The sequence below is a fragment of the Streptomyces sp. NPDC088746 genome (assembly GCF_044751065.1).
Lineage (GTDB): Bacteria > Actinomycetota > Actinomycetes > Streptomycetales > Streptomycetaceae > Streptomyces.
On sequence record NZ_JBIVLA010000001.1, the window covers coordinates 195,351 to 207,678 of the forward strand.

9 protein-coding genes are annotated in these 12,328 nt (G+C 69.6%); 2 read left to right on the forward strand and 7 right to left on the reverse strand.

Translation table 11 applies throughout. The features are described 5' to 3' along the window. Positions 1-623: 623 nt before the first annotated feature. The 6 genes from whiA to uvrA form a co-directional block, all read right to left on the reverse strand. Positions 624-1,613: a DNA-binding protein WhiA gene (whiA, locus tag ACIP63_RS00950; RefSeq protein ID WP_401510199.1), complete on the reverse strand. Its 990-nt coding sequence runs from the start codon at positions 1,611-1,613 to the stop codon at positions 624-626. Continuing rightward, complete coding sequence (gene yvcK / locus ACIP63_RS00955) at positions 1,604-2,638, reverse strand: uridine diphosphate-N-acetylglucosamine-binding protein YvcK (RefSeq protein ID WP_401510201.1); 1,035 nt, start codon at positions 2,636-2,638, stop codon at positions 1,604-1,606. The genes whiA and yvcK overlap by 10 nt, the downstream gene beginning before the upstream one ends. Continuing rightward, complete coding sequence (gene rapZ / locus ACIP63_RS00960; RefSeq protein WP_401510203.1) at positions 2,635-3,600, reverse strand: RNase adapter RapZ; 966 nt, start codon at positions 3,598-3,600, stop codon at positions 2,635-2,637. Before rapZ ends, yvcK begins: the two co-directional genes overlap by 4 nt. Beyond that, positions 3,597-5,702: an excinuclease ABC subunit UvrC gene (gene uvrC / locus ACIP63_RS00965; RefSeq protein ID WP_401510205.1), complete on the reverse strand. Its 2,106-nt coding sequence runs from the start codon at positions 5,700-5,702 to the stop codon at positions 3,597-3,599. Before uvrC ends, rapZ begins: the two co-directional genes overlap by 4 nt. Positions 5,703-5,776: 74 nt before the next feature. Next, on the reverse strand, positions 5,777-6,205 hold the full coding sequence (locus tag ACIP63_RS00970) for a Rieske (2Fe-2S) protein (RefSeq protein WP_401510207.1): 429 nt from the start codon (positions 6,203-6,205) through the stop codon (positions 5,777-5,779). A gap of 241 nt (positions 6,206-6,446) precedes the next feature. Then, entirely contained in the window at positions 6,447-9,482 is a 3,036-nt protein-coding gene (gene uvrA / locus ACIP63_RS00975) for an excinuclease ABC subunit UvrA (protein WP_401510209.1), read from the reverse strand. Between the two features lie 175 nt (positions 9,483-9,657). Here uvrA and ACIP63_RS00980 point away from each other — a divergent pair, with 175 nt between their 5' ends. Further along, positions 9,658-10,347: a maleylpyruvate isomerase family mycothiol-dependent enzyme gene (locus ACIP63_RS00980; protein WP_401510210.1), complete on the forward strand. Its 690-nt coding sequence runs from the start codon at positions 9,658-9,660 to the stop codon at positions 10,345-10,347. A gap of 10 nt (positions 10,348-10,357) precedes the next feature. Then, positions 10,358-11,014, forward strand: coding sequence for an MBL fold metallo-hydrolase (locus tag ACIP63_RS00985; protein WP_401510212.1), 657 nt, complete (start codon positions 10,358-10,360; stop codon positions 11,012-11,014). A 66-nt stretch (positions 11,015-11,080) separates the two neighbouring features. Here the strand turns inward: ACIP63_RS00985 and ACIP63_RS00990 are convergent, their stop codons facing one another. Next, positions 11,081-12,076 carry a TerC family protein gene (locus tag ACIP63_RS00990; protein WP_401510213.1) on the reverse strand — a complete coding sequence of 332 codons (996 nt, stop codon included), beginning with the start codon at positions 12,074-12,076 and terminating at the stop codon, positions 11,081-11,083. Positions 12,077-12,328: the final 252 nt, after the last annotated feature.

A 12,328-nucleotide genomic window follows, 5' to 3' on the forward strand; every position in this document is an offset into this window, starting at 1 on the left:
TTTATAGGGATGTCCCCGACCGCCTCCGACCCTACCTCTCCGAAGGCTCCGGAGTGACATCGAGAGCGGTGGTGCGAAAAGGGATCCCCTTACTCCCGAGTAGGAGTAAGGGATTCCGGTCGGTGGAAGCAGCGGAGCAGGCCGCCGCGCCACCCGGTCACCAAGCGTCAACACCCGGCGTGGCCTGGGCTCTTGCGGCGCGAGGCGGCCGGCACCCTCTTGTCACCGGGAGTCACTGATGTCGGCTCGGTCGCCGCGGTTCCGTCCGCCAGGGCTGTGGGCAATGGTTTTCCGCGGATCATTTTCCGCCAAACACCGGGGCGATCCCGCAAGCCCCACGCTCAATTGTGCGGAGCGGTACTCAATCGATGAAAATCGTCGGCCGACTGCTCACTTCCGGGGGAAGTGGACGGCGGAACCGATGAGTTCATTCGCTCAATCGTGCAGGGCGGCGCTCGGAAAGACATGAGAGAAAAAGAGCTCTGCGCCCGTCCCATACCGGAGACTCCCGCCCCGGCCAGGGGAAATATGGCCGGCCGGGCCCCGATCAGGGCTTCCTGCCGCCGGAAGGCGGCAGGGCCCCGGCCGCGCCCGAGGGCGCAGCCGGGGCCCTGCTGCGGCTGTCAGCCCACGAGGCCGTCGGCCAGCTCCTCGCTGAGGGTCGATTCCGTGCCGGGGATGCCGAGGTCCTGGGCCCGCTTGTCGGCCATGGCCAGCAGACGCCTGATCCGGCCCGCGACCGCGTCCTTGGTCAGCGGCGGGTCGGCGAGCGCTCCCAGCTCCTCCAGCGAGGCCTGCTTGTGCTCCATGCGCAGCCGTCCGGCTGCCGCGAGGTGCTCCGGTACCTCCTCGCCCAGGATCTCCAGCGCGCGCCCCACACGGGCGCCCGCGGCGACCGCGGCACGGGCGGAGCGGCGGAGATTGGCGTCGTCGAAGTTGGCGAGCCGGTTGGCCGTGGCGCGGACCTCGCGCCGCATCCGGCGCTCCTCCCAGGCGAGCACGGCGTCATGGGCTCCCAGGCGGGTCAGCAGCGCGCCGATCGCGTCCCCGTCACGGACGACGACACGGTCCACCCCCCGCACCTCGCGCGCCTTGGCGGCGATGGAGAGCCTGCGGGCCGCGCCCACCAGGGCCAGAGCGGCCTCCGGGCCGGGGCAGGTCACCTCCAGCGAGGAGGAGCGGCCCGGCTCGGTGAGCGAACCGTGGGCCAGGAAGGCTCCCCGCCAGGCGGCCTCCGCGTCGCAGGTGGCCCCCGAGACCACCTGCGGGGGGAGGCCCCGGATGGGACGGCCGCGGCCGTCCACCAGGCCGGTCTGGCGGGCCAGCTGGTCGCCGCCCGCCACCACGCGTACGACGAAGCGCGAGCCGCGCCGCAGTCCGCCGGGGGCCATCACGATCAGCTCCGAGCTGTGCCCGAAGATCTCCAGGATGTCCCGCTTCAGCCGGCGGGCCGCGCTCCCCGTGTCCAGCTCGGCCTCGATCACGATCCGGCTGCTCACCAGGTGCAGCCCGCCCGCGAACCGGAGAATCGCCGAGACCTCTGCCTTTCTGCAGCAGGTCCGGGTCACGGGAAGCCGAGAGATTTCGTCCTTCACCGCTGGCGTCATCGCCATGGGCCGATCCTTCCATGCATCCGAAAAATACGGTCGTACGCGGCGGCCAACAGCTCCGGATCATGAATCGGAACGCCGTCGGGTGAGGCCACGGGGGCCAGCTCGACCGCGGCTCCGAGCCGCTGTGCGGCGTCGGCGAGGGACTCGCGGTCGGGCACGGCGGCCTCGTCGGCCAGCACCACGTCCATGGCGAGTTTAGGGGCGTGTCGTCCCAAAACCTCCAAATGACGCTGCGGTGAGAACCCTTCTGTTTCACCGGGCTGTGGTGCGAGGTTCAGCGAGAGGACCTTACGGGCCTTCGTGGTCACCAGTGCGTCGAGCAGCTCCGGGACCAGCAGATGCGGAATCACGGAGGAAAACCAGGACCCTGGGCCCAGAACCACCCAATCGGCGTCGAGAACGGCGGCGACCGCCTCGGGAACCGCGGGCGGATCGGCCGGCACGACGTGGACCGACTGCACCTCCCCCGGGGTCAGCGCCACCGTCGCCTGTCCGCGTACGGTGACCGTCTCGTCGGGGCGCCGCGGGTCGTGCCCCCGCACGAGGGCCTGGAGCTCCAGGGGGACGGCGGACATCGGCAGCACCCTGCCGTGCGCTCCGAGCAGCTTGCCGACCAGGTCGAGGGCCTGGACATGGTCGCCCAGCTGCTCCCAGAGGGCGACGATGAGCAGATTGCCCACCGCGTGCTCGTGCAGGTCGCCCTTGGACTCGAAGCGGTGCTGGATGACCCGGGCCCAGGTCTGGCCCCACTCGTCGTCCCCGCAGAGCGCGGCGAGCGCCTTGCGCAGGTCGCCCGGCGGGAGGACGCCGAGCTCCTCGCGGAGCCGGCCGCTGGAACCGCCGTCGTCGGCGACGGTCACGACGGCCGTGAGGTCGCCGGTGATCCGGCGCAGGGCCGTGAGCGAGGCCGAGAGGCCCATGCCGCCGCCGAGGGCGACGACCTTGGGCTGTGCGCCGCGCTTACGGCCGGAGAGCGCGGCCGTGGCCCTGCTCAGCCTGCGCTGACGCGGGTTGCGACTGGTCACTCGCGCCCCATGTCCCGGTGGACGAGGACGGTCTCGATCCCTTCGGTGGCCAGCCGGGCGGCCAGCTTCTCCGACATCGCGACGGAGCGGTGCTTGCCGCCCGTGCACCCGACGGCGATGGTCACGTAACGCTTGCCCTCGCGGCGGTAACCGGCGGCGATGAGCTGGAGCAGCTCGGTGTACTGGTTGAGGAATTCCTTGGCGCCCGGCTGGTCGAAGACGTAGTCGGACACCTCCTCGTTGAGCCCGGTGAAGGGGCGGAGCTCCGGGACCCAGTGCGGATTCGGCAGGAAGCGGCAGTCGACGACGAGGTCGGCGTCGACCGGCAGCCCGTACTTGTAGCCGAACGACATGACGGTCGCCCGCAGCTCCGGCTCCTCGTCGCCGGCGAACTGCGCGTCCATCTTGGCCCGCAGCTCGTGCACGTTGAGGCTGGACGTGTCGATGACGAGGTCGGCGTCGCCGCGCAGCTCACGCAGCAGGTCACGCTCGGCGGCGATGCCGTCTACGATGCGGCCGTCGCCCTGGAGCGGGTGCGGACGACGGACCGATTCGAAACGGCGTACGAGCGCGTCGTCGGAGGACTCCAGGAAGACGATCCGCCGGGTGACGTGCTTGGCCTCCAGGTCCGCGAGCGACTCCCGGAGGTTGTCGAAGAAGCGGCGGCCCCGTACGTCGACGACGACGGCGATGCGGGCGACGTTGCCCTGGGACCGGGCGCCGAGCTCCACCATCGTGGGGATCAGCGCGGGCGGCAGGTTGTCGACGACGAACCAGCCGAGGTCCTCCAGACACTTGGCGGCGGTGCTGCGCCCGGCGCCCGACATGCCGGAGATGATCACCAGCTCGGGGATGGCGGGCGTGGTGGCCTCGGCCTTCTCCGTGGTGCTTCCCGTACTCATGTGTGCTGCTCCGTCTGCTCGGCCGCGTTCGTTCTGCTGTTCATGCGCGTGGTCGGTCATGTCCTGCTGCCCCCGTCGTCCTCTTCAATGATCTCTCCGGTCGCGGTGTTCACGGCGGGTGCCGCCGGGGCGGCCGCGGCGAAGGCTGCGGCCACCGATTCCGCGGTCCTGCGCCCTATCCCCGGCACCCCGCAGATCTCGTCGATTGTCGCCTGCCGCAGCTTCTTGACGGAGCCGAAGTGCTTGATCAGCGCCTGCTTGCGGGTCTCGCCGAGGCCCGGGACGTCGTCCAGGGGGCTGCTGCGGATGCGCTTGGCCCGCTTGGCCCGCTGGTAGGTGATGGCGAAGCGGTGGGCCTCGTCCCGGATGCGCTGGAGGAGATAGAGCCCCTCGCTGGAGCGGGGCAGGACCACCGGATCGTCGTCGTCGGGCAGCCAGACCTCTTCGAGGCGCTTGGCGAGACCGCAGACGGCGATGTCGTCGATGCCCAGCTCGTCCAGCGCGCGCTTGGCGGCGGCCACCTGGGGCCGGCCTCCGTCGACGACGACGAGCTGGGGCGGGTAGGCGAAGCGCTTGGGGCGGCCGTCGTCCTCGCGGGGCTCCTCGCGCACGAGGGCGGGGTCCTGCGCTTCGGGCGCGACCGCGCCGGACACCGGATCACCGGACGCCGGCTGACCGGGCGCGGGACCGCCGGGCGCGAGCTCCGCGGGTGCGGGGACGGGGCCGGTGGGCGCCGGGGTCTCCTCCCACTCCCCCGTCCGCTCCTTCTCGTGGAGGTAGCGCCTGAAGCGGCGGCCGATGACCTCGTGCATCGACCGGACGTCGTCCTGGCCCTCGAAGCCCTTGATCTGGAAGCGGCGGTATTCGCTCTTGCGTGCGAGGCCGTCCTCGAAGACCACCATCGACGCGACCACGTCGTCGCCCTGGAGGTGCGAGATGTCGAAGCACTCGACGCGCAGCGGAGCGGTCCCGAGGCCGAGCGCCTCGGCGATCTCCTCCAGGGCACGCGAGCGCGTCGTGAGGTCGGAGGCGCGCTTGGTCTTGTGCAGCCCCAGCGCCTGCTGGGCGTTGCGCTGGACCGTGCCCATCAGGTCCTTCTTGTCGCCCCGCTGCGGGATGCGCAGACTGACCTGGGACCCCCTGCGGCGCGCGAGCCACTCGGAGACCGCGTCGGGGTCCTCGGGGAGCGCCGGGACCAGCACCTCCTTGGGGACGGAGTCGCCCGACTCCTCCCCGTAGAGCTGCTGGAGCGCGTGCTCGACCAGGCCGGCCGTGTCGACGGCCTCGACCTTGTCGGTGACCCAGCCGCGCTGGCCCCGGACCCGCCCGCCGCGGACGTGGAAGATCTGGACCGCCGCTTCGAGCTCGTCCTCGGCTACTGCGATCAGGTCGGCGTCGGTGGCGTCGGCGAGGACGACGGCGCTCTTCTCCATGGCTCTCTTCAGCGCCTCGGCGTCGTCGCGCAGCCGGGCCGCACGCTCGTACTCCATCTCCTCGGCCGCCTGCATCATGTCCTTCTCGAGGCGGCGGATGTACGTCCCTGTGCGGCCTGCCATGAAGTCGCAGAAGTCCTCGGCCAGATCCCGGTGCTCCTCGGGGGTGACGCGCCCGACGCACGGAGCGGAGCACTTGCCGATGTAGCCGAGGAGACAGGGGCGTCCGGTCCGCTCGGCGTTCTTGAAGACACCGGCGGAGCAGGTGCGCACGGGGAAGACCCGCAGCATCAGGTCGACGGTCTCGCGAATGGCCCAGGCGTGCCCGTACGGACCGAAGTAGCGCACGCCCTTCTTCTTGGCGCCGCGCATGACCTGGACGCGGGGGAACTCCTCGTTGAGCGTGACCGCGAGGTAGGGATAGCTCTTGTCGTCGCGGTACTTGACGTTGAACCGGGGGTCGAACTCCTTGATCCAGGAGTACTCCAGCTGGAGCGCCTCGACCTCGGTGGAGACCACGGTCCATTCCACGGAGGCGGCCGTGGTGACCATCGTCCGGGTACGCGGGTGCAGACCGGCCAGGTCCTGGAAGTAGTTGGCCAGGCGCTGGCGCAGGTTCTTCGCCTTGCCGACGTAGATCACCCGGCGGTGCTCGTCACGGAACTTGTAGACCCCCGGGGAGTCGGGGATCTGTCCCGGCTTGGGGCGGTAGCTGGAGGGGTCTGCCATGTCTCACACCCTACTTGCGGGCGGTGACAGAGCGGCATTTCCGGGGTCCCTGATGCCCGGGACAGGCGGCCCGGTCAGGCTTCGGGGCCCGCGACGAGCTTTCCGCCCTCGACCTTCAGCGGGACGGAGGGCAGCGGCACGGTGGCGGGGCCGTGCAGCGCCTTTCCCGTGGTCATGTCGAAGCGACTGCCGTGGCAGGGGCAGTTGCCCTCGTTGCCCTCGACCTTGTCCAGGAGGCAGCCGGCGTGGGTGCACTGCGCGCTGAAGGCCTTGTACTCCCCGGCGGCCTGGCAGCTCACGACGACCCGCTGCTCCCGGTAGAGCTTCGCCCCGCCGACCGGGACCTCGTCGGCGGCACCGAGCTCCACCGGTGCGGTGGGCGTGGGCGTCTGCGCGTGGCCGAGCTTCGACTCGGTCGAACAGGCCGCCGCTCCCAGCCCGGCGGCACCGGCGAGAGCGGCGCCCTTCAGAACGGTACGGCGGGCGGCGGGCAGGCCGGGCATGCGGTCTCCACTGGTCGGGGGGACAGAGAGCCGCCGTCACCGTCCGGGGCACCGGGTGCCACGGACTCCGGGCACGGGCCGCACCTGAAGGCATGGGCGACAGACCCGACGATACCGGCGGAGAACGCCGGCCCTTCGACCGGCCCCGGAGAGTGCGGGGCGGACGGAGGCGCCGGCGGGTGTGAAGAGCTGTCCGGAGGGGGCGGGCCCTGGTTGCGGGGCCCGCCCCCTCCGGGCGGTCTCAGGCCTTCCGCGTGCGGGCTGCCTTCTTCGGTGCGGGCTGCTCGGCCGCCGTCTTTCCCGCCGTCCTGGCCGTGGCGGTCCTGCGGGCCGTGGCCGTCTTCGCGGCGACTGCCTTCTTTGCGGCGACGGCCTTCTTCGCGGGTGCCTTACGGGCCTTACGGGCCGCGGGCACCGCGGCCTCACCGATCCGGTCCGCGCCCAGGATTCCCTGGAGGAACTTTCCGGTGTGACTGGCCGGCACCGAGGCGATGTGCTCCGGGGTGCCCTCGGCGACGACCAGACCGCCGCCGTTGCCGCCCTCGGGACCCATGTCGACGACCCAGTCGGCGGTCTTGACGACATCGAGGTTGTGCTCGATGACGATCACCGTGTTGCCCTTGTCGACCAGGCCCGAGAGGACGGAGATGAGCTTGCTGATGTCCTCGAAGTGCAGACCGGTCGTCGGCTCGTCCAGGACGTAGACCGTGCGGCCGGTGGAGCGCTTCTGCAGCTCGCTCGCCAGCTTCACCCGCTGGGCCTCACCGCCGGAGAGCGTCGGCGCGGACTGGCCGAGCCGGACGTAGCCGAGGCCGACCTCGTTGAGCGTGCGGAGGTGGCGGGCGATCGTCGGGACGGCCTCGAAGAACTCCAGGCCCTCCTCGATCGGCATGTCCAGCACCTCGGCGATGGACTTGCCCTTGTAGTGGACCTCCAGGGTCTCCCGGTTGTAGCGCGCGCCGTGGCAGACCTCGCACGGGACGTACACATCGGGCAGGAAGTTCATCTCGATCTTGATCGTGCCGTCGCCGGAGCAGTTCTCGCAGCGGCCGCCCTTGACGTTGAAGGAGAAGCGGCCCGGCAGATAGCCGCGCACCTTCGCCTCCATCGTCTCGGCGAACAGCCGGCGCACGTGGTCGAAGACTCCGGTGTACGTCGCCGGGTTGGAGCGGGGTGTGCGCCCGATCGGCGACTGGTCGACGTGGACGACCTTGTCGACGAGGTCGTCGCCGTCGACCCGGGTGTGCCGCCCGGGGACCGACTTGGCGCCGTTGAGCTCGCGCGCGAGGTGGGTGTAGAGGATGTCGTTGACCAGGGTCGACTTGCCCGAACCGGAGACGCCGGTGACCGCGGTGAGCACACCGAGCGGGAAGGAGACGTCGATGTCCTGGAGGTTGTTCTCCCGGGCGCCGTGCACCGTGAGCCGGCGCTTCGGGTCGACGGGACGCCGGATGTCCGGCATCTCGATCTCCCTCTTGCCCGAGAGGTACTGGCCGGTGATCGACTCCTTGTTGGCCAGCAGCTCCTTGAGCGAACCGGAGTGGACGACCTTGCCACCGTGCTCACCCGCGCCGGGACCGATGTCGACGACCCAGTCGGCGACCTTGATGGTGTCCTCGTCGTGCTCGACGACGATGAGCGTGTTGCCCATGTCCCGCAGCCGGACCAGGGTCTCGATCAGACGGTGGTTGTCGCGCTGGTGCAGGCCGATGGACGGCTCGTCCAGGACGTACAGCACGCCGACGAGCCCGGAGCCGATCTGGGTGGCGAGCCGGATGCGCTGGGCCTCGCCGCCGGACAGGGTGCCCGCGGCGCGGTTCAGCGAGAGGTAGTCGAGGCCGACGTCGACGAGGAACCTCAGCCGCTCGTTGACCTCCTTGAGGACCCGCTCGGCGATCTTCTTGTCCCGGGCGTTCAGCTTGAGGCGGCCGAGGAACTCGGCGCACTCGCTGATCGACATCGCGGCGACCTCGGCGATGGACTTCTCCATCACCGTGACGGCGAGGACCAGCGGCTTGAGCCGGGTGCCCTCACAGGTCGGGCAGGCCACCTCGCGCATGTAGCCCTCGAAGCGCTCCCGGCTGGAGTCGCTCTCGGCCTCGGAGTGACGCCGCTTGACGTACTGGACGGCACCCTCGAAGCGCGGGGTGGTGTAGGCACGCTCGCGCCCGTACCTGTTGCGGTAGCGGACCTCGGTCTGGATCTTGTGGCCGTGGAGCAGGGCCTTCTTGGCGCGCTGCGGCAGTCCGGCCCAGGGGATGTCCGTACGGAATCCGAGGGCGTCGGCCAGCGCGGTGATCTGGCGCCCGAAGTACTCCTTGGTGTGGCCGTGCGACCAGGGGTGGATCGCGCCCTCGTCCAGGGACTTGTCCTCGTCCGGGACGATCAGCTCCGGGTCGACCTCCATGCGCGTGCCGATGCCCGTGCAGTCGGGGCAGGCGCCGAAGGGGGAGTTGAAGGAGAAGGAGCGGGGCTCCAGCTCCTCGAAGGAGAGGTCGTCGTACGGGCAGTAGAGGTGCTCGGAGTACATCCGCTCACGCTCGGGGTCGTCCGCCTCGAGGTCGACGAAGTCGAGCACGACCATGCCGCCCGAGAGACCCAGCGCCGTCTCGACGGAGTCGGTCAGCCGGCGCTTGGCGCTGTCCTTCACCGTGAGGCGGTCGATGACCACCTCGATGGTGTGCTTCTCCTGCTTCTTCAGCGTGGGCGGCTCGGACAGCTGGATCGTCTCGCCGTCGACCCGGGCCCTGCTGTAGCCCTTGGTCTGGAGGTCGGCGAAGAGGTCGACGAACTCCCCCTTGCGCTCGCGCACCAGCGGGGAGAGCACCTGGAAGCGGCTGCCCTCGGGCAGGCCGAGCACCTTGTCGACGATGGCCTGCGGCGACTGGCGCGCGATGGGCCTTCCGCACTCGGGGCAGTGCGGCTTGCCGATCCTGGCGAAGAGCAGCCGGAGGTAGTCGTAGACCTCGGTGATGGTGCCGACCGTCGAGCGCGGGTTGCGCGAGGTCGACTTCTGGTCGATGGAGACGGCGGGCGAGAGGCCTTCGATGAAGTCCACGTCCGGCTTGTCCATCTGGCCGAGGAACTGCCGGGCGTACGAGGAGAGGGACTCCACGTAGCGCCGCTGGCCCTCGGCGAAGATCGTGTCGAACGCGAGCGACGACTTGCCCGATCCGGAGAGCCCGGTGAAGACGATGAGGGAGTCACGGGGGAGATCGAGCGAGACGTTCTTCAGGTTGTGCTCGCGCGCGCCACGGACGATGAGACGGTCGGCCACGCCGGTCCGCACCTTTCTGGAGAGAAGTGGGGGAACTGAGCCCCTGTCCCAGGGTATGGGGGGCGCCACAGCGATGTACGAAGCTTTCGACTCCGAGCGTATAGCACGCGCATTCGATTTATGGTCGGCCGAAGACTCCATCACCCGAATGAGTGGCGGGGTCTACGCTCGGTCCATGACTGATCATGCGCGCGACCTGGAAGCTGTACGTGAAGCGACCGATCGGCTGCTCAGCGCCACGGGCAGGATGGACGACGGCGCCGTTGCCGAGCCGTCGCGTCTGCCGGGCTGGAGCCGCGGCCATGTTCTTGCCCACCTGTCACGTAACGCCGACGCCCTCGTAAATGTTCTCCAAGGGCGCCCGATGTACGCGAACAGCGAAACCCGGGACGCCGACATCGAACGCGATGCCGCTCGCCCGGTGGGCGAACACCTCGCTGACCTGCGTACGAGCGGAGCGGCCTTCCTCGTCGCCGGCGAGGCGCCGGCCGACTGGTCACGCACGGTCACGATGCGCAACGGTGTGACGGAATCGGCCTCCCGGATTCCCTTCCGCCGCTGGACCGAGGTCGAGCTGCACCACGTCGACCTGGGGGTGGGATACGAGCTGGAGGATCTGCCGGAGGAGTTCGTGATCCGGGAGAACGACTTCCTGGCGGAACGGTTCGCCGGCCATCCCGGCGTCGTCCCCACGACGGCCGTCGCCCCGGACGGCCGGCTGTGGACCACGGGCGGCGGCGCCGACGGCGCTCCGGTCACCGTCCGGGGCACGGCCTCCGGCATCCTCGGGTGGCTCTGCGGACGCCGCGACGGCTCCGCGCTCACCGTGGAAGGCGGCAGCCTTCCCGCGCTGCCGCCGCTATAGGCTGCGTCACATGACGTACAGCGGAACGGTCAAGGTCGGCGGAGCTGCGGATGTGCACGAGCTGACGGATCTGATGATCTCCAAGGTCGCCGTCGGACCGATGAACAACAACGCGTATCTGCTGCGCTGCCGGGCCACCGGCGAGCAGCTCCTGATCGACGCGGCCGCCGAGGCCGGGACACTGCTGCGGCTGATCGGCGAGGACGGCATCGCGTCCGTCGTCACCACGCACCGGCACGGCGACCACTGGCAGGCGCTCGGCGAGGTGGTGGCGGCCACCGGAGCGCGGACGTACGCCGGGAGGTACGACGCCGAGGGCATCCCCGTCCCGACCGACGAGCTCGTGGAGGACGACGGCACGGTCCGGGTGGGCCGGGTCTCTCTGACCGCGAGGCATCTGACCGGTCACACCCCGGGGTCCATCGCCCTGGTGTACGACGACCCGCACGGCGCCCCGCACGTGTTCACGGGGGACTGCCTCTTCCCCGGCGGCGTAGGCAATACGCACAAGGATCCGGAGGCCTTCGCGAGCCTGCTGCACGACGTGGAGACGAAGCTCTTCGACCGGCTCCCGGACGAGACGTGGGTCTACCCGGGCCACGGCCACGACACCACGCTCGGTGCCGAGCGCCCGCATCTGCCGGAGTGGCGCGAGCGCGGCTGGTGAACCGCCGGACGCCGGACGGCCGGGCGCCCCTCGTGGGGCCCCGGCCGTCGGTGTGTCCGTCAGGCGCTACTTCTCCGCGCCGACGTTCTCGCTGTCGTCCTTCTCCTCGGCCTCCCGAGCCGCCTGCTTCTTGTTGGCGATCAGGCTGGTGACCGTGGTGACCACCAGGACGAGGCAGATGAAGGAGAGGGAGAACGGGATGGAGATCTCCGGGACGTGCACCCCGGACTCGTGCAGGGCGTGCAGCACCAGCTTGACGCCGATGAACCCGAGGATCACCGAGAGCCCGTAGCTGAGGTGGACCAGCTTCTTCAGCAGACCGCCGATGAGGAAGTACAGCTGACGCAGGCCCATCAGGGCGAAGGCGTTCGCGGTGAAGACGATGTACGGGTCCTGGGTCAGACCGAAGATCGCCGGGATCGAGTCCAGTGCGAACAGCACATCGGTGGTGCCGATGGCGAGCATGACCACCATCAGGGGGGTCATGACGCGCTTGCCGTTGTTCCGGATGAAGAGCTTCGTCCCGTGGTACCGGTCGGCGACACCGAAACGGTGCTCGATCGACTTCAGGAGACGGTTCTCCTCCCAGTCCTCCTCGTCCTCGTCGGCCCGCGCCTCCTGGATGAGCTTCCAGGCGGTGTAGATCAGGAACGCGCCGAAGATGTAGAAGATCCACGAGAAGTTCGCGATGACCGCGGCACCCGCTGCGATGAAGATCGCACGCAGCACCAGGGCGATCAGCACACCGATCAGCAGCACCCGCTGCTGGAGATGGCTGGGCACCGAGAACTTCGCCATGATCAGGACGAAGACGAAGAGGTTGTCGACACTGAGCGACTTCTCGGTGATGAAGCCGGCGAAGAATTCGCCCGAGGCCTGGCTCTCGCCGAAGACCAGCAGCCCGAGCCCGAAGAGGGCGGCCAGGGCGATCCAGACGATGGTCCAGATCCCGGCTTCCTTGGTCGACACGTCATGGGGCTTGCGCCCGATGAAGAAGTCGACGGAGATGAGGGCGACGAGACCGAGAATGGTCAGCGTCCAAAGAGTCCATGAAACGTCCACTGCGCCTCCGGCAGTTCGCTACGGCTATAGATCAGCGTCGTCGCTGCCGGAGGTCTCTTCCACCCGGGAGCGCGGGATGCGCGCCGGGCCGACGCCCCGGGACCGGTCACAGTCCGTACTGACGGGAACGCCGCGATCGGGAGTACTCCCCTCCGCACGAAGAACAGTACATGAAGCACCAAGAAACGGTAAAGTCCGTGCCAAGTAGTGATCAAAATGCCAGGTCAGGAGCTGTGCGCGGGTAATTGACCC